Source organism: Emcibacter sp., from assembly GCF_048269205.1.
Lineage (GTDB): Bacteria > Pseudomonadota > Alphaproteobacteria > Sphingomonadales > Emcibacteraceae > Emcibacter.
Genome location: NZ_JBLXJC010000001.1, coordinates 1,808,130 through 1,832,470, shown reverse-complemented (window position 1 = coordinate 1,832,470; position 24,341 = coordinate 1,808,130). Strand labels below are relative to the sequence as shown.

The 24,341-nt window shown below is 55.4% G+C and carries 9 protein-coding genes; 7 read left to right on the top strand and 2 right to left on the bottom strand.

From position 1 onward, the window contains the following. Positions 1-23 precede the first annotated feature (23 nt). On the top strand, positions 24-1,724 hold the full coding sequence (locus ACN0YD_RS08415; protein ID WP_417318690.1) for a CocE/NonD family hydrolase: 1,701 nt from the start codon (positions 24-26) through the stop codon (positions 1,722-1,724). Positions 1,725-1,873: 149 nt separating this feature from the next. Here ACN0YD_RS08415 and ACN0YD_RS08410 read toward each other — a convergent pair whose 3' ends face one another. Then, positions 1,874-2,860, bottom strand: a complete 987-nt coding sequence (locus ACN0YD_RS08410; RefSeq protein ID WP_417318688.1) for a LacI family DNA-binding transcriptional regulator — start codon at positions 2,858-2,860, stop codon at positions 1,874-1,876. A gap of 107 nt (positions 2,861-2,967) precedes the next feature. On the opposite strand from ACN0YD_RS08410, the gene ACN0YD_RS08405 reads away from it, so the two are divergent. Next, positions 2,968-4,134 carry a cytochrome P450 gene (locus ACN0YD_RS08405; protein ID WP_417318686.1) on the top strand — a complete coding sequence of 389 codons (1,167 nt, stop codon included), beginning with the start codon at positions 2,968-2,970 and terminating at the stop codon, positions 4,132-4,134. Between the two features lie 34 nt (positions 4,135-4,168). Here the strand turns inward: ACN0YD_RS08405 and ACN0YD_RS08400 are convergent, their stop codons facing one another. After that, positions 4,169-5,455 (bottom strand): MFS transporter, encoded by a 1,287-nt coding sequence (locus ACN0YD_RS08400; RefSeq protein ID WP_417318684.1) that lies wholly within the window; start codon positions 5,453-5,455, stop codon positions 4,169-4,171. A gap of 310 nt (positions 5,456-5,765) precedes the next feature. Here ACN0YD_RS08400 and ACN0YD_RS08395 point away from each other — a divergent pair, with 310 nt between their 5' ends. The 5 genes from ACN0YD_RS08395 (at position 5,766) to ACN0YD_RS08375 (ending at position 24,327) form a co-directional block, all read left to right on the top strand. Continuing rightward, on the top strand, positions 5,766-7,952 hold the full coding sequence (locus ACN0YD_RS08395) for a TonB-dependent receptor (protein ID WP_417318682.1): 2,187 nt from the start codon (positions 5,766-5,768) through the stop codon (positions 7,950-7,952). Positions 7,953-8,027: 75 nt separating this feature from the next. Continuing rightward, complete coding sequence (locus ACN0YD_RS08390) at positions 8,028-9,530, top strand: hypothetical protein (protein ID WP_417318680.1); 1,503 nt, start codon at positions 8,028-8,030, stop codon at positions 9,528-9,530. Then, entirely contained in the window at positions 9,530-10,306 is a 777-nt protein-coding gene (locus ACN0YD_RS08385) for a hypothetical protein (RefSeq protein WP_417318678.1), read from the top strand. The genes ACN0YD_RS08390 and ACN0YD_RS08385 overlap by 1 nt, the downstream gene beginning before the upstream one ends. A gap of 578 nt (positions 10,307-10,884) precedes the next feature. Then, positions 10,885-23,463: a hypothetical protein gene (locus ACN0YD_RS08380; protein ID WP_417318676.1), complete on the top strand. Its 12,579-nt coding sequence runs from the start codon at positions 10,885-10,887 to the stop codon at positions 23,461-23,463. A gap of 318 nt (positions 23,464-23,781) precedes the next feature. After that, entirely contained in the window at positions 23,782-24,327 is a 546-nt protein-coding gene (locus ACN0YD_RS08375) for a sigma-70 family RNA polymerase sigma factor (protein WP_417318674.1), read from the top strand. Positions 24,328-24,341: the final 14 nt, after the last annotated feature.

Here is a 24,341-nt window from a genome sequence, read left to right as displayed (position 1 = left end):
TTAGCACAATAACAATTTTGTCAATGTGCGTCAGCGTTGCGTTTGCGGGTGGCGCGGGACAGGAAAGGAGTAGAAAACAGTTCAGCGAATATATCCGTGAATCACTGTATGTCCCGGTTCGCGACGGTACCAGGCTGGCGATGAGTATCTATCGGCCGGCCATAGAGGGAAAAGCCGTCGATCAGCAGTTTCCTGTCGTTTTCGCGATGACCCCTTATCGCGCCCGATATTACCACAAGGACGGAAGTATAGCCGAAATCGGTCTGTCGGATTGGCTGGCGCTGAAGGGGCTCACGGACTTTGGATACATTGTTGCCGTAGCGGATATTCGCGGCAAGGGGGCCTCTTTTGGTTATCGCCGTGGCTTTCAGGACCGTACCGAAGCCTATGACGGATTTGACCTTGTGGAATGGCTTGCCGACCAGTCCTGGTCGACGGGAAATGTGGGCATGATCGGCTGTTCCTATCTGGGAGGGGCGGCCGTACAGGTGGCGACAACAGCGCCGCCGGCTTTGAAGGCGATATTTGCCGGTGCCACTGATTTTGATAAATATTCTTTTGTCCGCCGGGGGGGAATAACGGCGCAATTCAATACACGTCCGGATGAACCGCCGGTGGTGGATTTGCAAAGTGTGCCGATGGATGAGGATAAGGATGGCAGCATGTTAAAGGCTGCGGTCGCCGAACATGCGAAAAACACGCCCATGGCTGGACTTTGGTATGGCATGCCATACCGGGATAGTGTGTCGGAATATACCGGCAATCAGTTCTGGAAGGAAGTGGGGCCGTATACCTATCTCGACAAGTTAAAAGCTTCAGGCATTGCCACATATTTCTGGAGTAACTGGCAGGATGAACCCACTGAGCAGGTGCTCCTTGCTGCTAAGAATGTTGGTGGCAAGCTGTTGGTCGGTCCTGGCACTCACTGTGTTCCGCCACCGGGTTTTGATTTTTCTGGCGAAGTACGAAAATATTTTGATTATCATTTGAAGGGGATGAAGACTGGCTTGTACGAGGAACCTCTCTATACCTATCTGGTCAATGATGGGGATGATTCGCGTTGGGTCAGGTCAAATAGGCTGCCGGGTGAGGATGCTATCCGCGAAAGATTTTATCTGACGGGGACGGGAACATTGGAAAAGAGCCCGCAGGATAAAGGAGGGAGCCGTTCTTTTCAGGTAAATTACAAGGTGAACAACAAGGAGTATTTCCCCTTTTGGGTCGAGCCCATGGATGACTTTGGGCTGGTCTATACAAGTGAGCCGTTGCAGAAGGACAGGCTGCTTCAGGGGCAGGCGATGGTCCGCTTGGGCCTGAAATCTGATAAGGCAGATGTGAATGTCTTTGCCTATCTGGAGGATGTTGCGCCGGATGGCAAAATATCGGTTTTGGCCTTTGGCAGGCTTGCAGCATCTCACCGAAAGGAGACTGAGGCGCCCTATGATATGCTGGGCATGCCCTGGCACTCCGGCCGAAAGGATGATGTCTCTCTCCTTGTGCCGGGAGAAAAGGCGGAGATGAAAATTTCACTTTTGCCGGCGTCCCAGGTTATTCGGGCAGGGCATCGCCTGCGGCTTGTCATTGCCGGGGCGGACCCCCGACAGCGTAACCTGGAACAAATCAAGCAATCCCCGGCGCCAATCATCACAATCTTGAGTGGTGAAATGGATGGCTCCTACCTTGAATTGCCGTTTGTAGTAAATTTAAATAATGAGCAGAATTAATCGGTTAATCCGGGTAATATGAAATTCTGAAAGGTGCGCATATAAAGCGCACTTTTCGGCCTGTCGTTATTTCAGGACATTACCTGAGATCATTTATCTCACTATCGTCGCGGATAGATTGAAATCATTTAAAGCCGCCTGACGAGAAATCAGGCGCTTTCGCGGGCGATCAGGCGGAAGCCAACATCAATGCGGTTATCCCGGATCTGCTCGCCTCTTTCCCGTGCGCGCAGAAGGGCGATTGACTCCCGGGCGATGCGGGCACCGTCAATATCGATGGAGGTAATGGTCGGCCGCATTTCCCCGGCCAGCGCGCTATTGCCGAAGCCGAGTACGGCAATATCTCCCGGCACATTCAGACCAGCTGCCTGGGCTTCAATGATCAGGCCCTGTGCCAGCCAGTCCGACCCGCAGACCACCACATCCGGCAGGGCGTCCAGCCGACGGATATTGGCAAAGGCGCTGCGGGCGTTGCCAAAGCGCAGTGGCAGCTCCAGGCTGTCCTCCGTCAGGTGTTCACCGCCCTGGGCTTTCCATTCCACCCTGAAGGCGTCCCGGCGTCTGAGGGCGCGCACGCCCCGCGTGGCGATGAAATGCGGGCGGATATAGCCCCGGGCTTTCAGAAAACGGGCGATATCCTTGCCGATTTCGTAGTGGGAAAAGCCGATCGCCACATCTATCGGGTCATCCGGCAGGTCCCAAATCTCGATCACGTTGGTCTTGCTGCGTTTCAGCATCTTTCTTGTGTCTTCGCCAACATCGCCGGTAATGATAATGGCTTCTGCCCGCCGGCCAAGCGCGGCCATAACCAGTTCGTCCGTGCGTTGTTGGTCAAGTTCAGTCAGACCCAGCATGACAACGGAACCGGCGGCGGAAAACTCATGCACCATGGCCTCCATGGTGTCGTTGAAAATGGAAGGGCCCAGTTGCGGGATCAGGACGGCGACAAGCTTACTCTTGCTGCTGGCCAGGCCGCCGGCCAGCATATTGGGGATGTAACCGGTGGCGGTGACCGCATCCCGGATACGTTTTGCTGTGGCCTTGGCCACCACATCGGGATTGTTGAAAAAACGTGAAACAGTGGCCGTTGACACACCTGCATGCGCCGCTACATCGTCCAGTGTCGGATTTTCCATTTTCTGTTCCACAGAATTTTGATTATCACCAATCCCTTAAAATTACAATGAAACATAATCGTTATATTTTTATTGCAAGCGCTTACATTTGAAGATATGTTCGCCGCATGGAAGATTTTGACCCGTTAAAACCCGAAACACTGGAAAGTCCACACGAGGATTACAAGCGCCTGCGCCGGGAATGCCCGGTGGCGCATAGCGACGCCTGGGGTGGATTCTGGGCTCTGACCAAATATGAAGATGTGGCCGCGGCGGCCTCGGATTCAGAGACATTTATCACCTCGGTGCAAAATGTGGTGCCGAAAGTGGCCTTTACCGGCCGTCGGCCGCCGTTGCATCTGGATCCGCCGGAACATACGCCCTACCGCCGGGCCCTGGCGCCATTGCTGGCTCCAAAGCGGGTTGCCGGATTTGAGCAGGTGATCCGCGAGATCTGCAATGATTTGCTGGACCAAATGGTCGCGAAGGGTGGCGGTGATATCTGTAATGAATTTTCCGCACCTATGCCGATCAGGACTTTTGCCCATTGGATGAATTTGCCACCCGATCAGGTCGAGGTACTGGCCGAGGTGGGGCGGCGCTATAACTTTGCTGTTCAGTCCGATGACGAGCGGGAAACCAAGGAGAGCAGCAAGCTCCTGTATGACATGGCGCGCGCGCTGGTGCAGGATCGCAAGGAGAACCCGCTCGATCCAGATATCGACGCGACCAGTTCTCTTCTCGCCACCCGGGTGGAGGGGGAGCCACTGCCCGACGAGATGATTGTCGGCACCATCCGCCAGGTCCTGGTGGTGGGCATTATCGCCCCGACGGTGCTGATCGGTTCCATCGCCGTACATTTGTCGGAGCACAGAGACTTGCAGAATAGGCTGCGCGAAGATCTGTCTCTGGTACCGGCGGCGGTGGAAGAGTTTCTCCGACTGTATACCCCCTACCGGGGATTTGCCCGCACCGCAACCAGGGATATCTGCCTCCGCGGCCGAGAGATCAAAAAGGACGATCCCATTGCCCTTGTTTATGCCTCGGCCAATCGTGATGAAGAAATTTTTGAGAAGCCGGATGAGTTTATTCTCAATCGCCGAAACATAAAGGATTCCGTGGCCTTCGGGCGCGGGGTGCATAAATGCCCTGGCGCACCTCTGGCGCGCCTTGAGCTGATTGTGGCCCTGGAGTGTCTTCTGTCCAAAACCAGTGACTTTGAGGTCAGCGGTCCGGTTAAGCCCACCCGCATGCCGGAAATCGGCGCGCTCAGTGTTCCCCTGAAATTTTCCTGACAAGAGTTCAGTCGTAAGCTATTGCGCAGGCCGTTTAGTCGGCCTCGCGCACCAGACCTGTAACCAGTTTCAGCCGGATCAGGAGTACGATCATGCTGGCACAGAATAGCAGCGAAGCCACCAGCAGGATCGGTGCTACATAGCTACCGCTCTGTTCCCGGATATAGCCAATCACCTGGGAGATAATGGCCCCGGAAGTGTTGCCGGCAATGTTGATCGTGACCACGCCGATGGCCATGCTTGCCGGGGTGAACAAGGTAGTCGGCAGCGCCCAGAAGGCACCCTGGGCAGCACCCAGGCCGAGCCCGGTAACAAACAGCATGACAAGGCTGAGCAGCCCGTGACCCGAAGCCACGGCAGCAACGATGGCCAGGGCCGAGATGGCGGAGGGCAGGCCGATATGCCAGAACCTCTCCTCGGTCTTGTCGGAATGGGCGGAGTTGAAATAGATGCCAATGCCGACACCGAGCCAGGGCAGGGCGTTGACCAGGCCGATTTCAAAGGCGCTGATCCCGGACATATGCTGCACAACCTGTGGCAGCCAGAACATGATGCCATAGGCTCCGGCCAACAGGCAGAACCACAAAAGGGAAGAAGACCAGACAATGGGGCTGAGTGCCACAGACCAGTCGTTTGTGAGCTTTTCACCGTCTTTTGAATGGTTTGTGCTGTTGGCAGCGAGCCATTGTTTTTCTTCAGTTGACAGCCATTTCGCCTGTTGCGGTGTATTGGGGAAATAGAACAGGGAGAACAGTCCGAGAAGGATGGTCGGTGTGCCCTCGGCCAGGAACATCCAGCGCCAGCCGGCCATTTCCCCCGGTGCCTGCATGTCCAGGAGAAATCCGGACAATGGCCCGCCAAGAATGATCGACAAGGGAATGGCCAGCATAGGCAGGGCAAAGGTTGTCGCCCGTTCCTTTTCCGTTGCGAATTGGCTCAGGTACAGAACGATCCCCGGCGCGAGTCCACCTTCGGCAATACCGATAATCACGCGCAGGACATAGAATTCCATGGGGGTATGGATAAAGGCCATTGCCGTAGAGGCGATACCCCAGATTATGGCGAGCCCCGCGACCCAGAATTTAAAGCCGATCTTCTGAAACAGCAAGATGCTGGGATACTGACCGGTCAGGTAGCCGAAGAAAAGGATCCCGGCACCGAATCCATAAGTGGAGGGGGAGAAGCCCAGATCCATATTCATCTGCAGGGCGGCGAAACTGACATTGGCCCGGTCCAGGGAACTGAGGAATATGAACAGGATAGTGGGGACAACCAGCCGCCAGCGTACCTTCTGGGCCAGTTCCCGCGATGCCTGTGTCATGTTGTGTCTCCCGGTTCGCTATGAAAGTTTATGTTTGGATCCTACCCCAGACGCTGCTGGAGTGCTGACGGCTATATTTACCCCGTTTGGCGGGAATATCAAGAGCAAGCGCTTGCAATTCTTTATATTTCAATTAAAACAAAGAGGTAGTATCTATTGGGATCGGTATTTGTCAAAAATAGTTATGTAAGGGCTTGCATAAAAAAGCTATATATGATAGCTAAAACATAATAGCAAGCTGTGAATGTTCCGTCGGGACAGTGATTACGGTCATTCACATACATTCAATATTAGGGAAGGGAAGTTTGGAATGACACGCTCTTATAAATATTTGCCTTTGTTTTCCGGTGTGCTGGCCGGGTTTGCACTATCGGGCGCTGTTCAGGCTCAGGAAGCTGGCAGTGAAGAAGTATTCACTCTAGAGGAAATTGTCGTAACGGCCGAGCGCCGCGAGCAAAATTTGCAGGATATTCCGATTTCCGCGACGGTGTTGACTGCTGAATCCATGGCCAAAAAAGGCGTAGGCAACATTCACGATATTCAGAATGTGGCTCCGTCCGTGGCCATCAATACTTATAACCGTTCCACATTCATCAATATTCGTGGTGTCGGTATCGCCCAGTCTGCGCCGACCTCCGTTCCCGGTGTGGCCTATTACACCGATGGGATTCTGGTACCGCATGAACAGTTTATCAGCCAGAGCTTCTTTGATATTGCCACCATCGAGGTGCTGCGTGGTCCGCAGGGAACCCTGACCGGTCAGAACTCAACAGGCGGTGCCGTTTATGTGCGCACACCGGCGCCGGAATATGGCGAAACCTTTGGTTATGTGGACGGTACCGTTGGAAACTACGACAAATACCGTCTTGTAGGCGCTCTTAATGTGGGCCTGAGTGAAAACTTCGCCGTGCGTGTGGCTTATGTCCATGACGAGCGCGATAGTTTTACCAAAAATATCGGCCCGAGCCCAAGTTCACCCGGTGATATGAATCTGGATGCCGCCCGCATCAACTTCGCCATGCGCTCTGCCGATGACAAGTTGCGCGTTAATTTGCGCGGCGAGCATTTTGACCTGCATACCGGCTACAATGCCGTGAAGAATCCGGATGACGCGGTCAGCGACGATCCGTTTGTGATCCAGGAAGACGCCATTTCCTACCTGGACCAGAACGGTTACCGAATCTCTGGCGAAGTAAAATACGCCATCACCGATGGTATCGATATGCGTGGTCTGGTCTCCTACCAGGACGGCTATACCCGTGACCAGGTGGACGGTGACCGCACTGCGACCGCCTTGCCGGTGCCGGAAGGCTTGCCGGCCACAAGTTCCAATCGCAGAACTTATCCGGCTCGTGTGAGTCGGGGCGATACGACCTTTGAGACCTTTATGGCGGAGTTCAACCTGATGTCCACCGATGACAGCCCGCTGCAGTGGGTTGTCGGCGGCTTCTATTTTGACGAGGATGTGCCGGTTGAACTTTACCGGGACAACCACAGTAATGTGGACTTTGTCTCTTCGGATTCTACCATTGATACTGAAGCGGAAAATACCAGTAAGTCCCTGTTCGGGCAGTTGAACTGGTACGCCACGGAGGAAATTGAACTTATTGCAGGTGCCCGTTACAGCTGGGACGAGCAGGTATATCACCGTAACGTATTGCCTGGACCGCCTATGGATCCCTTCAGTACCTCCACGGATTCGACCGAGCTGACCGGTAAAATCGGTATCAATTACCACATGGATGATACCATGCTTTATATCACGGCATCGAAAGGCTATAAGGCTGGCGGTGTGAATCTTCTGGAGCCTCAGGGCAACTTTGGTGCGGAAAAGAACTTCGTTTATGAGGCCGGTGTCAAGACCGAGCTGATGGACCGTCACATCCGTATTAACGCGGATGTCTTCTATTCCGATTACCAGGATATTCAGCTGGCCAGCCTGTTGAACGGGCTGCCGGTAACCCAGAATGCCGCTTCCGGTGAAGCCTGGGGAATGGAGCTTGAAATGCTGGCCCAGTTCGGCGGCCTGAGTTTCAACTTGGGTCTCAGTTACCTGAGCGCGGAATTTGCCGAAGATGCCTGTATTAATGACGCCAATAGCAACGCGGTCAGCCCCGAGTGCGACAATACCAACCGTCTTGTGCATGAAGGCGATACACTGCCGTTTTCTCCGGAATGGACTGTAAATGCAGGGGTGGAATATGAATTCGTGCTGGATAATGGCATGTCTCTGACCCCGCGGGTTCAATGGTCCCATCTGGACAGCCAGTTGGCCACGCCTTTCCCGGGTACGCGTTCCTTTGTACCATCGCGGGATATCTTCAATTTCCGTCTGACCCTGGATGTGAACGAAGACCTGAGGGTAGAGGGCTTTGTGGATAACTTCACCGACGAAACCTATATCGCCTCTCAGGTTCAGGATGCCTCCAGTGCCAACGGCGGTTATCTCTACGGCCCGCCGCGCACCTTCGGCCTGCGGACTAAATATAACTTCTAAACTGTTCTCCCAGGCGGGATTCTGTCTTCCATGGCAGGGTCCCGTCACTTTTTCCCTGGTACCCTGGAGAATGTCGTGCGATTTGTCTTAACAACAGTTCTGTATTTTCTTTTGAGCAGCACTGGTGCTGTGGCAGCAAGCGGCGCGGATACAGGCGGGGATGATTGGTGGGCGCCGGGGGATGAGCGGATTTTTCCCCCAGCCATTGAATATGAAAATGACCTTGGCATCCTGCGTGTCCTGAAAACCGGTGAACCGCTGGAGGTGGAAAGCCATCCCTTTTTTGCGCCGCTCGGGCCCAACGGCCGCGGCTGCGTCACCTGCCACCAGCCGGCGGATGCCATGAGCCTGTCGGTCAAGACCATCCGCAATCGCTGGAAGGAAACCGACGGCGGCGACCCGCTGTTCGCCGCTTATGACGGGTCCAACTGCCCGACACTGCCGCAGGATGAACGTGGCTCCCATTCCCTGTTGCTGGACCACGGCTTGTTTCGTATCTCCCTGCCGTGGCCGCCGAAAGACCGCTATGGCAAAAAGATTGTGCCTGATTTCAAGATCGAGGTGGTGCGGGACCCCTGGGGCTGCAACACGGGCGAACTTTATGGTCTTGATGCGGAACATCCTTCCATTTCGGTCTATCGCCGGCCGCGTCCGGTGGCTAATTTGAAGTATCTGATTGCTGTGGGCTTTGCCTATGACCCGAAGCAAGGGCTGCCGCTGCCGGTTCATCCCGAAACGGGCGAAATGTTGTCCGGTAACATCATGGCTGACAATCGGGCCACCACCCTGTTTGAACAGATGCAGGATGCGTCCAGAACCCATCTGGAAATGGTTGATGGATTGTCTCAGGAGCAGAAGAACAAGATCCGGGACTTCATTCTCACCGTTTATACGGCCCAGGCGGAAGATAAGATCGGCGGTCCGCTGGATGCGGGCGGGGCGCGGGGCGGACCTGAGCTTCTTCGGGATTCTCCGGCCGGACGGCTTGGCAGCCAGGGCATTCCGGTCTGGAGCGAATTTGAAGCCTGGGAAGATATAAGCGCTGCGGAAAAGGCGAAGCTTTCTGATGAAGAAATCGCCTATAGGGAATCCGTTGCCCGCGGCGCCCGGATATTCAAGGAAAAAATGTTCCTGATCACCGACAGCGGCGGCATTAATTCGCCCATCGGGTTTGGTAATCCGGTACTCAACAGCTGTGTCTTCTGTCACAATATGAGCCAGATGGGCAATGACGTGGCCCCGGGCCAGGTGGATCTGGGGACAACAACTCTGCCGTTTGCCGATCCGGCGCCGCATCTGCCGTTGTTTAAAGTGACCTGCACCGGGGAGCCACATCCCCATTACGGCCGGGAGATTTTTACCCATGATCCGGGCTTTGCCATGATTTCCGGCAATTGTCGGGATGTTGGCAAGATCACGCTTCAGTCCCTGCGCGGTCTCGCGGCGCGGGCGCCCTATTTTTCCAACGGGGCGGCAAAGGATCTCAGGACGGTGGTTGATTATTATGACCGGCGGTACAACATTGGCTACACCGAGCAGGAAAAACAGGATCTGGTTAATCTAATGGGGGCGCTGTGATGAAAAAGTTGTTTTTTTCCGCTTTTCTGATCGCGCTTGGCATCATGCCGGTTGTGGTGGAGGCCGGGGAACTGGTCCGCTTGATTGCCTGTCCGGTGTACCGGGACACCCGGGACGGGCGAAAATCCGGGTGTTGGTTGGCCGACGACCGCGAAAGCGGTATTCGCTATGACGTTACCCCGTCACCGATCAAGCCGGACTGGAATTTCGAGGTGCTGGTGGAAGGATATGTTTCCGACAAACAGGATAACCTCTGTGGCGGCGTGGTACTGGAACCGGTGAGGGTCTCCAGGCTTGCAACTCATTGTACGCGCCATATGTTGCCGGCCGAGGGCTATCCGGGACGGAGATACAGCCTGCCGTCGCGTAACGTCCGGCCACTGTCCGAGGAACGGCCAACGCCGCCGGGGCCCTATACAGACCGTACCTTCCATATGTTCTTTGAACTCAATCGGCATTTTGTTAGTTATCAGTATGGCGACTATCTATTGGATACGGCCATCACCTGGATCCGGGCGGCCAAACCAAAAAAGCTGATTGTGACCGGCTATGCCGTGACCGAACCGGAAACGCTGTCCGGTCGCACCTTTGCCGAAAAACCGGAACTGGCCCGCCAGCGGGCGGAAAAAATGCGTGAAGCCCTGATCCGTCTCGGCGTCGCGGAAGACAAGATTGAAATCCATTGGTCGCAAAATCCGGATCCTGTGGATGTGGAGGCCGCTGACGGCCTTGCCGAAGCCTCACGTCGTCGGGTCGATATCCGGGCCCTGTTTTGATCTTTGGCGAATGGGGAGCAGACTGAAATAGTTCTGCCCAATCCGGCACGACTGTACAGATCACGGGAATATTTAAATCTGTTAATTTGGCAAAGATTAACTTTGTGATGCTTTTTGGGCTGTGTCACTGTTCATCTATCATCCTGAAGTTTCCTGAATCTCGCCTGCCATTGAAATTACCTGCACGGGAGGCAGGTAAACAAGGGATGTAAACCTTGTGAATGCTAGCAATAGGCCCTGAATATACTTAAATACTTAGGTTCAACACCCGGATAGGTAGAGATGGTTTGTTTCCATATTTAAGTAATAGCCCTGCTTTCTATTTAGTTAACAAAAGGTTAACGTATTTTCTTGATCCTTTTTAAAACTGCGCTAGACTAAGTGTAGTCCGGCTTTGGTTCCGGATCATGGGGGAGTCTCCTAAAAGCGCAGTTTTCCGGCTTAACTTCTCAATGAAAACATTGGGGTGGCAGTTGTAAGCTCGTCGAAAGAAACAGGAAAGCACTCTTCCCCTCCAGGAATTAACAGTATGAAGTATTAGGTGTCTGACGAAGAAAATCTGTCGGAAGGGGAAGGTAATGACAACTCAGCAGAAGCGCAAAGAGCAGCTCCCGAAATCAGGAAGGGCTGCACCTAAATTCCGATTGCGGCCGGGATATAAGGCCATCCTGCTTGCCAGTTGTATGTCAGTTCCGTTGATGCTGGCTGTTGGTGACCCTGCTGAAGCCTCTGCCGGATATATTGAGGTGGCACTTGCTTTTGCTGCCGCTACTCCCGACACGCAGATAGATGACATCGTAACCAACCCGGTGACCGGGGAGGACGTCAGGGTCATTGAACTGATTAAGGATAATACGGATTCTGTACTTTATGTTCTGACGGAAACCGGTGACCTTCTACTGACCAGAACTGAAGTAGGGCAACAGTTGCCGTCGACCGATCCGGATGACGATTCTGTTTACCAGATTGTGGCGGTCCATGTGAATGGGGATACCGGCCTGGTGGAATCTGTTGATGTCAAACTGACAACGGATCTGGATGCTGACCCGCCTGTGGATCCTGTCTCCCGGACAGTTGTTGAGGATGTAAGCGATGAGTTGGGTGAGGTGCCTGATGGGGTGGAAGGAGCACCCGGTGATGATGAATATACGCCCCCCACAACCAATTCCGGAGCTATCAAGGAAAACTCTGTGGGGGCTGGCGGCAAGGGTGGCAAGAATGCCTACGGGATACGGATCTGTGCGCCGTCCTGGCTCGGGGGTGGATGTCTTAATCTTGCCAAGCAGGGCTCGAACGGAGAAGACGGCAAAAGAGGACCGGCAATAAACCGGACGGTTACGGCTTCACACGGGGATATCTCCACTGTCAATGGTGGTAAGTCCGGCATAGAAGTTACAAGTACTGGTGGTAGAGGCGGTACCGGCGGTGATTCCTACGGCAATATTCCGGCTTATCGCGGCGGCAACGGCGGCAATGGTGGTACTATTACCCTGAATAACCAGGTCAATATAACTACCTCCGGTGATAAGGCCCACGGAATACGGGCAATCAGCAGAAGCGGGACAGGCGGAGTCGGAGGGGACGGCTTTATCTTTGCGCCCAGCGGTGACGGCGGTAACGCTCGTGTTGGCGGAACAGTCAGGATAACCAATTCAGGGACCATAAATACAAGTGGTGAAAATGCCCATGGTATTTATGTTCTCAGTGTTGGCGGTGCAGGTGGTTCCGGCGGCAGCGGTTGGGGAATTGTCGGGAGTGGAGGCAGCGGTGCAGCCGGTGGTACCGGCGGCGATGTTTATGTCACAAACCACGATGTGATTCATACCCGGGGGGTGGCCTCTCACGGTATCCTGGCCCAGAGTATCGGTGGTACCGGCGGTAATGGCGGTGACGCTGGGGGTATTGTTTCCTTTGGTGGTGATGCTTCTACTGGTGGCCGCGGGGGGAATGTGGATATTTCCATGACTTCCGGTGGCTTTATCCAGACTGACGAAAGATATTCCATTGGTATATTCGGTCAGTCCGTTGGCGGAAGCGGTGGAGACAGTGGTGCTGCAGGCGGCATTGTTTCTCTCGGCGCGTCAGCGGGATCGGGAAATGATGCGGGTCGGGTCACCATTACCACCGATGCGGGCAGCCAGATCAACACCCTGGGTGAAGGATCTGTTGGAATTTTTGGACAATCTGTTGGCGGCGGCGGCGGGAGCTCTTCTGCGACAGGTGGCGCTGTAACCATCGGCGGGTCGGGCGGACCCGGTGCGGATGGTTCCACTGTGACCATCAACAGCGGTTCGGTGATTAACACAGAAGGCAACTCTGCCTATGCCATCTTTGGTCAGTCAGTGGGCGGCGGCGGTGGATCCGCCAGCGGCAGTGGCGGCATCGTGTCCCTGGGCGGCAGCGGTTCGGCAGGCGGGCACGGCGGAACTGTCAATATAACCAATAAGACAGAAGGAATTCTTTATACACTGGGTGAGAGTGCCCACGGCATCTTTGCCCAAAGCGTTGGCGGCGGTGGCGGGGCCGGCGGTGCGTCCGGCGGTCTGGTATCCCTGGGAGGAAAAGGGTCCTCTGGCGGTAATGGGGGAACAGTAACAGTCAATAACAGAGGCACCATCTATACAGAGGGACTGGACGCGCGTGGGATCTTTGCCGAAAGCATTGGCGGTGGCGGTGGCTCTGGCGGTGGCTCTGGCGGTCTTTTTTCTCTCGGTGGCGGCTCTGGCACAGGGAGCCATGCGTCAACGGTTACCGTGACCAATCATGACGGGGCCCATATTGTCACTCTTTCTGACGGGGCTGACGCTATATTCGCCCAGAGTATCGGTGGAGGCGGCGGTTCCGGTGCTTCCTCCGGTGGCCTGTTTTCACTGGGTGGGTCCGGCAACGGCGGTGGCAGCGGTGGCCGGGTTCAGGTAACAAATGAAGGGAACATCAACACAGCCGGGAAGCTGGCGCGCGGGATCTTTGCCCAGAGCGTGGGTGGCGGTGGCGGCAGCGGCGGCCATAGTGGCGGCCTGGCTTCTATTGGCGGCAAGGGTGGTGTGGCCAGTAATTCCGGCCGGGTCACTATTGATAATACAGGGCATATCCGGACGACTGGTGAAAGCTCCACAGCTCTTCATGTCCAAAGTATCGGTGGCGGCGGTGGTGACGGCGGCAACAGCGGCGGGGTGTTCCTTTCCGTTGGCGGAACAGGCGGAACAGGCGGTGATTCAGGTGATGTGGACATTACGCATGGCGGCATTATCACCACAACCAATGTAGATTCCCTTGGCATCTTCGCCCAGGCTGTTGGCGGCGGTGGCGGAAATGGCGGGTCCTCTGGCTCCGGCGCTCCTTTTGTCGGCATTGCAGTTGGCGGTGACGGCAGTCGCGGCGGTAATGGCGGTCAAGTCAGTGTGACACTGGAAGAATTCGATCTTTCTGGAAATACTCTACCGTCCAATATTACTACATCCGGTGATCGCTCGACCGGAATTCTGATGCAGAGTGTTGGCGGCGGCGGCGGTAACGGTGGCGGTGCCGTACAGGTCAGTGTCGGGGTTGTCGGATCAGTCTCTGTTGCTGTGGGCGGTGATGGCGGCGCCGGTGGCGCAGGAGGTGATGTGGACCTGCAGGGCAATGGCCGGATAACCACCAGCGGGCAAAATGCGACCGGCGCATTACTGCAGTCTGTCGGTGGCGGTGGCGGTAATGGGGGAACAACCGTTTCTGTCTCTGCCCAGGTGGATATTGTTGGTAGCGGCGGGGGCGCGGTTGGCGTTTCTGTTGGTGGTTCCGGGGGGGATGGCGGAGAAGGTGGTGTGGTGACCTCTGATGCCAATTTGGAAATCAAAACCTCTGGTGACCTGTCCACAGGGTTTATTACCCAAAGCGTTGGCGGCGGCGGCGGTAACGGGGGTACGGCCGTATCAGCAGTGGCCAGTTTCAGTCCAAGCAACAGTGCCGGTATTGCAGTCGGTATTGGCGGCGAGGGCGGCAAAGGTGGTGACGGGGGTGTTACCGATGTCACCCTGACCGGTGCTGTGGAAACTTCCGGAAATCAGTCTGCGGGTGTGATTATTCAGTCTGTTGGCGGTGGTGGCGGTAATGGCGGCATGTCAGTTGCTGCATCTGCCTCTGTCGGCGGTGCTGCTGGAGGTGCAGTTTCTGTCGGTGTGGGAGGCAGCGCTGGTGACGGTGGTGATGCCGGTCAGGTAACAGGTGATGTTGATGCGGATATTCTTACTGAGGGGGATGGTTCTGCAGGCCTGATCTTCCAGGCCGTTGGCGGCGGTGGCGGGAATGGTGGTCTTTCGATCGCAGCTTCTGCCGCGGGTGGCGGTACGGGCGGATTATCTGTTTCTGTAGGTGTCGGCGGCAGCGGTGGCAAAGGTGGTGACGGAGATATTGTGACCGCTGACTACAGCGGCCTTCTGGAAACCACAGGCGATAATTCAATCGGTGTCCTTGCCCAGAGCGTTGGCGGGGGCGGCGGTAACGGCGGCGGTTCCATTGCTGCCGGTCTGTCCGGTTCTAGTGGCACGGCCGGCGCGGTGAATGTCGGGCTTGGCGGCGACGGCGGTGTGGCCGGTGATGGCGGCCGGGAAGGCGTCGAGACAGCTGTTGATCTCACAATTTCAGGCCAGGTGGTAACACGTGGCGAAAATTCAGCTGCCCTGGTAGCCCAGTCTATCGGTGGGGGCGGCGGTAACGGCGGTTACAGTATTTCCGCAGGTGGCAGCATTTCAGGCCAGGGCGGTGCAGCGGTCAGTGTCGGCATCGGTGGTGATGGCGGCGGTGGTGGTGCCGGTAAAGGGGTTGATGCCAGCTCAACTGCCAATCTCTTCACCTTTGGCAATAACTCAATTGCCTTTCTGGCGCAAAGTGTCGGTGGGGGCGGTGGTAGTGGCGGCTATAATGTATCCGGAGCCCTGGCCGGCTCAAGCGGTACCGGCGGTGCCATTACGGTCGGTCTTGGTGGTTCAGCTGATGGTGGTGGCGCCGGTGGTAATGTAACGGCTACTTCTGGCGGAACCATCTGGACGGAAGGCGAGGGGTCGAGTGGCTTCGTTGCGCAATCCATCGGTGGCGGCGGCGGTAACGGTGGTTTTAACGTTTCCGGTTCCGGGGCTGTCGGGGGTATGGGCAGTGGCGGTGTGAGTGTCGGCATCGGTGGTTCCGGTGGCGGCGGTGGTAATGCCGGCAGTGTAACGGCGACAACCACAGCGGACGTGACGACACTCGGGGACCAGGCTTCGGCAATTCTGGCACAGAGTATTGGCGGTGGCGGCGGTAACGGTGGCATGAACGTCTCTGCAGCCGCAGCTGGGTCTAAAAGTGGCAGCGGCACGGTTTCCGTTGGTATTGGCGGCAGCGGCGGTGACGGTGGTGACGGTGGTGCCGTCACCCTGGATGTCAGCAATAATGTGGCGACCAGTGGGCAGGATGCCACGGCGATTTTGGTACAAAGCCTTGGCGGCGGTGGCGGTAATGGCGCCCTTAATGTCTCTGCAGGCTTGACCGGCAGCCAGACCGGAAGCGGTGGCGCGAGTGTTGGAATAGGCGGCAGTGGTGGCAAAGGCGGCGACAGCAGCACAGTTGATGTGGACGTTGAAGGTGATGTGACGACGACTGGTGACCGGTCAGGAGGCCTTCTGGCCCAGAGTCTGGGCGGCGGCGGCGGTAATGGCGGCATGTCCATTAGCGGGATGATATCTGTTGCGAGTTCTGGCAGTGGCGGGGTCGGGGTCAGCGTTGGCGGTTCTGGCGGTGACGGCGGTGATGCGGGTGCTGTGACAAGTAACTATATCGGTACATTGATGACCACGGGCGATGAAGCAGCCGGTGTGCTTGCCCAGTCCGTAGGTGGCGGTGGCGGTAACGGTGGCCTGTCCGTGTCAGGAACTATCTCTGCTTCGAACTCCGGCAGCGGAGCGGTCTCCGTCTCAGTTGGCGGTTCCGGTGGCGGTGGCGGCGATGGCGCTGATGTGACGAATAATGTCACCGGCAAGGTTGTGACATTGGGTGAAACATCAGAAGCCATCCTGACCCAGTCTGTCGGCGGGGGCGGCGGTAAAGGCGGAATTTCCGTATCCGCAGCTGTAAATCTAAGCAAATCCAGCGGTGGCTCTCTTGGTGTCGGCGTTGGTGGATTTGGTGGCGATGGCGGTGATGCCGGTAATGTTTCCAGCACCATTGTTGCGACCGATGAAGATGAACTTATCGGAACGGCCGGCAAGGACTCTTCAGCCATTGTGGCCCAATCTATTGGTGGCAGCGGGGGTAACGGGGGAACCAATGTTACTGCCAGTGTGAATCTCAGCACCAACAGCGGTGGTGCGATTGGCGTCGGTGTTGGCGGTTTTGGTGGCGGTGGCGGTGATGCCGGTACTGTTGACCTTGATGTGACTGCAGATGTAGTGACGGAACAGAATGGCTCTGCCGGACTTTTCGTGCAAAGCCTTGGCGGTGGCGGCGGTAAGGGCGGCACTAATGTCACTGGAACGCTGAATATCTCACGTACAGGATCAGGTGGATCCGCAGCTATCGGTGTTGGCGGTTTTGGTGGCGGTGGTGGTAACAGTTCCGCAGTTAACGTCACCTATGAAGGCACCATTAATACAGCAACCAAGTCAGTGCCCGAAGTAGACGAGAATGGATTCCTGGCAAGCTTTGAGGATTCCAAAGGGATATTTGCGCAGAGCCAGGGTGGCAGTGGCGGCAGCGGCGGTGTCAATGTGAGCGGTGGTTTGTCGTTTGCCTCTTCTTCCGGTGACGGACATGCCCTGGTTGTCGGCGTTGGCGGCTTTGGTGGTGGTGGCGGTGATGCCGGTGCGGTGAATGTAACCGTGAACGGCGGGAACAGTATTACAACTGCCCTTGACTACAGCACAGGTATTTATGCCCAGAGTGCTGGCGGTGGTGGCGGTATTGGTGCCGTGAATGTGAGTGGTGGTATTGTTTCTGATGCACCGTTGATTTTTGGGGTCGGCGGTTTCGGTGGTGATGCCGGACAAGGCGAGGCAGTAACTGTTAACGCAGATACTTCTGTAACCACTTCGGGACGCCGGGCCACAGCAATTTTTGCGGAATCGCGCGGTGGCGGCGGCGGTGACGGCGGACTGAATGTGAGCGGTGCCATCTCTATTGCCAAGGACACAAATGTGCCCTCCCTGACAATGGGCGTCGGCGGTTTTGGTGGTGCCGGTAACATCAGTGGCGATGTTACTGTCGACCAGACAGGTGACCTTACGACTGATGGTGAATGGTCACATGGTATTCATGCAGCCTCCATCGCCGGTGGCGGTGGTAATGGTGCTCTGAATGTTTCCGGCAATCTTGCAAAGGCCAAAGCAGGTGATGCAACAGAAAAGAAAAGTCTTTCTATTGTAGCCGGCCTTGGCGGTTTTGCCGGTGACGGCGCGGATGCTGGAAATGTCTCAGTAGAGTCCGTTGGCAACATCACCGCTTCAGGGGACAATGCACGCGGTATTTTTGCCCAGAGTCTTGGCGGCGGTGGGGGCACCGGTGGTATGAATGTCACCGGAAATATCAATACAAACAGTTCCCTGGTCAGTATCGGGGTAGGTGGCTTTGGTGGCGGCGGTGGTCATGCCGGTGATGTGTCTGTCGTGCGCGGCAGTGAAGAAATCGAGGCAGGTACCATCAACACAGACGGTCTTGGTGCTTACGGTATCGAAGCCAGCAGCATCGGCGGCGGTGGTGGTGACGCAGGCATGAACTTTATTGCCGCAGTCAGCTATTTCACGGGCGGTGGCGCCGGCGGCGGTGGCGGTGGTGCTGGTGCTGGTGGTGGCTCCAGGCCTACACCAAAGCATACCGGCGTGGATGACAGTGTGCTCCAGTCCTATAACAAGGTGCTGGATGAACTTGAAGGCAAGTCCACGTCTGACTCACAGGATACCAATGACCAGGGAAGCAGTGCCTATGCCGTCCAGCTCGCTATCGGTGGAGACGGTGGGGATCCGGGGCACGGGGCAAGCTCAACGGTTGAAAACCATGGCGACATTGTCACCAAGGGTGCCAGCAGCCACGGCATCCTGGCACAGTCCATTGGTGGTGGTGGCGGTAATGCAGCCTTCAATTTGGGGCTGACGTATCTGAATGAAGCCTCCCGCAATAAGGGTTTGCAACTGGTCCTTGGTGGGTCGCCTGGCGAGGGCGGTAACGGTGGTATTGTCGGGGTAAATAATACCGGTGATATCGAGACCTTTGAAAGTGACTCCTTTGGCGTTCTGGCTCAGAGTATTGGTGGCGGTGGAGGTAATGCGAGCCTCAATCTTGCCTATACTTCAGCAAGTACCGGAAAGCTGGGTATTACGCTTGGCCGGGAAGGTGGGACAGGTGGTTTTGGTGGCGATGTCAGCCTGACCTCAACAGGCATTGTGAAGACCCACGGAAACAATTCATACGGTTTACTGGCGCAATCTGCCGGTAACGGTGGTGGTAACAGCTCATCTTCTTCCGTTTCGATTTCCCCACCGCCCAGTGGTGACGGACCGAAACGCTCTGCAAGTCTATCTGTTGGTCTTGAAGGCGGTGAAGGCGGTTATGGTGGGAACGTGACTCTTGATGCCTCTGGCTGGGTCAGCACCGAAGGTGAGAATGCGCATGCGATTTTTGCCCAGTCTGTAGGCGGCGGTGGCGGTAACGGTGGTAGCGCAACCGGTTTAGCATACAAGGCCTCAACGGCGTCCTTGGCGCTTGGCGGTACGGGTGGACTCGGTGGCTATGGCGGCGTTGTAAGCGTGACCAGCGCTGCTGATGTACGTACCAATAATACCAACTCTATCGGTATTTTCGCCCAGAGTGTCGGCGGCGGCGGCGGTACAGGCGGCATGACCAAGGCAGGTGGCATCCAGGATGAAGGGGCCGGTATTTTGGTCGCTGTAGGTGGTACTGGCGGCACCGGTGCAGAAGGCGGTATAGTTACAGTTGATAACTCTGGGGTAATTATCACTGACGGCATAAGGTCACATGGTGTACTTGCCCAGAGCCTTGGTGGTGGCGGCGGTAATGCCGGTATGGTGATTAATTCAGTGCGCAACAGCAATGCCGACGGGGCGACCCAGCTTTCTATGTCCGTCGGCGGGGACGGCGGTGTCGGGGCAATCGCCTCTGATGTGACGGTCACAAATACCGGTGGTATTGGCACCAATCAGGAAAATTCAATCGGTATTCTGGCCCAGTCCATCGGTGGCGGTGGCGGTAATGCGGACCGGGTGATCACAGGATCTTCATCCTCAAGCGGAACCGGCAATAAAATTACCATGGGCATCGGTGGCACCGGTGGCGAGGGTGGCGCCGGGGGTAATGTGAACGTCTCCAACCTGGTTGATGCAGAAGGAAATCCGGCCAATATCATTACCAACGGAAACCGGTCCCACGGGATTTATGCCATGAGCATCGGCGGTGGCGGCGGTATCGGCAGTTCAGTCACGACCATGAACCAGGTTTCCGGCGCCGGGGATTCAGCGGCGACCAATGCCCTATCTTTCAGTCTTGGCGGTGATGGCGGTACCGGAGGAGCCTCTGGTGATGTGACTGTGGAAAATGCCGGAAATATCATCACGACTGGTCATCTGGCGCACGGGATTATCGCCCAGTCTGTCGGCGGCGGTGGCGGTGATGCTGGAATGACGATGTCCGGCAACATGGTAAAGGGCAGCAAGGATGCGGATACTGTCAGCGCTATTGCCGTTGGCGGGTCTGGCGGGGACGGCAATATCTCCGGTGATGTTTATGTGGAAAACAGCGGCAGCATTGAAGTTTTCGGTAACGGCTCCTACGGCATTTTTGCCCAGAGCGTGGGCGGGGGGGGCGGTAATGCCAGCACCAATGTAGCCCTTTCAAATAATGTTCTGACCAATCCCAAACAGAACCTGAAACCCAGCCTGCTGAATATCGGCATTGGCGGATCAGGCGGTGATGGCGCGGATAGCGGTAATGTGCTGGTCAATCATACAGGAAGCATTATCTCCCACGGGGATGATTCTTACGGTATTTTTGCCCAAAGCATCGGTGGTGGTGGCGGTACATCCGGCACGACTATTGCTGCACCGGCCTGGATGGCTCTGGACTTTGGCATAAACCAAATTCTTGGCTCCAATGAAGGTAGTGATGGAGTGGCTGGCACAGTCACCATCAATACCGAAGGTGATATCGTGATGGAGGGAAGCAACAGCACGGCTCACTTCGCCCAGTCCATCAATGGCGGTGGCGGTAATGCCAACCTCTATCTGGATGTAAGCCAGAATGCAGCACTGCTTGGTGAAGACAGTGTGGATGTCCCCATTAACGAAGGCTTGCTTGAAAAAGTGACAGCCAAAGTGTTTGGAGTTATCGAGCTGGGCACCAGCAAGCTGGAGGATGCTGGTGCCACAGTCGTTGATGCGACACATATCGGTGACCTTTATACCCTGGCCGAGAATTCAGTTGGATCGCAGACCCAGTCTGTCGGTGGAGGCGGTGGTAACAGCAACATCGATATGACCGTCAATGAGGATGCAATCATTGACCTGGAAGTAGCCCTTGGTGGCAGTGAAACTACGGACAGTGGTGGCGGTGATGTGCAGTTGACCCGGGAAGGCGATATAGGTACGGCCGGTGATAATTCAACAGGTACATCCATCCAGTCCATCGGTGGTGGCGGTGGTCGCCTGAATCTTTCTTTGACAACGGTGCCGGTTGAGGAAGAACAGCAACAGGTATCCGGCCTTAAAACAACCATGGTACAACAAAAACACCTGAGCCCGCTGGCGGTGGAGCCTGCGGGGGCCCAGACTACATTGAAACTGGGTGCAGACGGCAGCAGTGGCAATAACGGCGGTCTTGTGGACCTTGCCTTGAACGGCAATACACAGACGGAAGGGGATCGCGCCCAGGGGATGATCATCCAGAGCATCGGTGGTGGCGGCGGTGACGCCAGTCTGTCTGGCCTTGCCAGCGCGGATATCACGCTGGGCGGCCGGAACGGCAACAACGGAACAGGCGGGAATATTACCTTTGCCAATGTGGGTGAGGTCCGGACCGCAGGGAGCCAGTCCCATGGTATTATTCTGCAATCTATCGGTGGTGGCGGTGGTGCCGTCTTCAGCGATCTGGCTGCAGAGGATATCTCCCTGACCCTGAGTGCTGACAACCAGGGGGATGGTGGTGATATTACTTTCAGCCAGACCGGCGATGTGATTGTTGAAGGTGAAAATTCTATTGCCCTGATGGTGCAATCCCTTGGCGGCGGCGGCGGTGTTGTTGATCGCCTGTTCATGGGTAGTGCCGGCGGTGCAGGTACTTCCGGTACCATCATGCTTGATATAGACGGTGATGCCGCAGCGCTCGCGACCGGTGGCGTCGGAGTCTTGGTGCAGTCCGAGGGACAGGACGGGCAGGGAGACATCAATGTCACACTGGCCGCGGACCAATGGATTTCAGGCGGGGCAGAGGGGGTCGGCCTCTGGATGTCCGGCGGGGCAGACAATCAATTTGTCAATCACGGATCAATCATGAACCAGGACGGGGCGTCAGGAATGGCGATGCTGGCTGGCGCCGGAAATGAAATGGTTGATAATTATGGCTTTATCCTCGGTCAGGTGGATCTTGGAAGCGGCACAAACGGGTTTTTCAATCATACCGGGGCCACATTTGCGCCGGGTGCCGTTGTTTCCCTTGGTGATGCAAACTTCATGGTCATCAACGAAGGTGTGCTGGCGCCTGGCGGAATGGAACTTGCACAGTCTGTCGCCCTGACCGGCAGCTATCAGCAGACGGCCGATGCGGTGAGTATGAATGAATTGGATTTTGCATCGGATGTAGTCGATCAGGTTCTGGCAACTGGTACTGTGGACCTTGGGGGTGAATTGGTTGTTAGCCTGTTAAATAAGGGTAATATCAAAACCGGTGACTATAGCAAAACTCTCTTTTCTGCTGACCAGGGGCTGACAGATCATGGGGTGAGTCTTTTGACGCAGCCTTCCCAGGTTATCACATATGATATGGTGCAGGAGCCAAACGGAGGAGATCTGATACTGAACTATTCGGTAGACTTTATCGATCAAGGGGCAAGTAATAATCTTCAGTCCGTTGGCGGGTATCTGAATAATGTTCAGGATGCGGGCAGTGCGCCTGAACTGGCCCCCTATGTCGGGGCACTGGTTGATAGCCCGGATGAAGCCTCCTACCGTAATGACATGTCACAGGTCTCTCCGGACTTTTACGCAGAGCAGCAGAATCAACTCATTTCCGGCCAGCAGGACTTTGGCCGGGCCATGATGAGCTGCCGCCAGGCGGGTGGCCAATATCGTTTCACCCGTGAAGGCAGCTGTATCTGGATGCAGAGTGATATTTCCAAAACTCACCGTGACGCATACGGAAACTACAAGGAATCGACCACCAACCAGACACGCTTCTCAATCGGTGTCCAGAAAACTTTCCGGGATGTCTGGTCGGCCGGTCTTGCCGTATCCTGGGAGAAACAGGATTCAAACGGCAACGGCGGTGCCTGGCGTTCCACTGGCCGGACCAAGCAAGTGGGGCTATCCCTCAAATATCGCTCCGGGCCTGCCAAAGTCACAACTGCTGTGTCATACGGCTGGAATTCCAGTACGACATATCGTGCAGGCTATCTCGTAGAATCCTTTGGCACGTCAGTGGACAGGGAAGTGGATGTGCTTGGCATGCTGACACGTCTTGCCTATGATTTCGAGAGTGGATCCGGCAAATATTATGCACGGCCCATGCTGGATCTGGGTATGGCCCATGTGATGACCGGCCGGGCGGAAGAAACTGGCGCCGGTGCCATTAGCCTGGTCCTTTCGGAATCTACTGACACAAATGTCTGGTTGCGTCCCGGTCTTGAACTGGGAACGGAGTTCCAGCTTTCAGAGACACTGTTTATGAGGTTCTTCGGCAGTATTTATCTTCAGCATTATCTGACTGACGGGGCAAGTAATGTGAAAGCCGGGTTTGCTTCTACACCCTCGGGTGTTTCTCCCATGAGTGTTGCGATTGAAATGGACCGCACCAGTTGGGAGTTCCGCGCAGGTGTGGATTTTGTAACCCTTGAGAATATGTCTGTAAGGCTCCAGTACAGCCGTCTTAACGAGGATCACGCCGGAACAGACAGCGGGTTAATCAAGTTGGCGATCCCGTTCTAGCATATTGGTCAACGGACAGGGAATGTCTACTGAGAGAAAACAAGTTTTTAAAAAGTGCGCAATTATGCGCACTTTTTCTTTTAATTTATTAGAAAATATGAAGTTTTCGAAGAGTTTGGCCGTGTTGTCTGTCCCTTCCAGGCCTTTATCAATCTTGCTGATCCATAGAACTATAAGTTCAATTTTCTATTTTTGAGGGCGTCTGAAATAGCCCATTCAGGCCTCTGCTTCAGTACAGCTGGAGTGTTTATTGCAATTGACTCTTTTATTTAATAATGATTATAAATAGCAATAACTTCAATGGCGGGTCCAGTAGTAGTGACTGACAATACAGATACGGACATAAGGAAAAATATTCTTTCCTATTACGAAGAGCTTTTGGCATTTGTGCGCGGGCGGGGGTATGTTTCTTCCTCTGCCTTTGACATTGTTCAGGAAACCTTTCTCCGTTTCTTCTCCGGCGTTGATAAGCAAACGATAGATATTCGGACGGTTGAGAATCCGCGGGCCTATTTATACCGGATTGCCGGAAATCTGGTTATTGACGAAAACCGCCGATCGGTGACACGCGCCAGATATATGATCGATGAAAAGTCCAGTGATGGGGATGAGCAGAATGATGACCTTATTGCAGACCGGGTTGTGGAAGGACGCCAGAGACTACGATTTCTGGCCCAGGCTGTAGGGGAGTTGCCGCCACGTTGCCAGCAGGTATTCAGATTACGTAAAGTGGAGCAAAAGTCTTCCCGGGAAATTGCCGACCAGCTTGGAATATCACGAAATATGGTGGAGAAACATTTGCGGCGGGCCATTATATATTGCCGCCAAAGACTGGAAGAATTGGAGGAGCAGGGGCTTGAATAGGGAGTTTTCTCTCG

Coding starts and splice junctions, on each gene's coding strand:
- ACN0YD_RS08380 (WP_417318676.1), top strand. CDS start 10,885: ATGACAACTCAGCAGAAGCGCAAAGAGCAGCTCCCGAAATCAGGAAGG.
- ACN0YD_RS08400 (WP_417318684.1), bottom strand. CDS start 5,455: ATGACACAGGCATCGCGGGAACTGGCCCAGAAGGTACGCTGGCGGCTG.
- ACN0YD_RS08395 (WP_417318682.1), top strand. CDS start 5,766: ATGACACGCTCTTATAAATATTTGCCTTTGTTTTCCGGTGTGCTGGCC.
- ACN0YD_RS08410 (WP_417318688.1), bottom strand. CDS start 2,860: ATGGAAAATCCGACACTGGACGATGTAGCGGCGCATGCAGGTGTGTCA.
- ACN0YD_RS08385 (WP_417318678.1), top strand. CDS start 9,530: ATGAAAAAGTTGTTTTTTTCCGCTTTTCTGATCGCGCTTGGCATCATG.
- ACN0YD_RS08405 (WP_417318686.1), top strand. CDS start 2,968: ATGGAAGATTTTGACCCGTTAAAACCCGAAACACTGGAAAGTCCACAC.
- ACN0YD_RS08415 (WP_417318690.1), top strand. CDS start 24: ATGTGCGTCAGCGTTGCGTTTGCGGGTGGCGCGGGACAGGAAAGGAGT.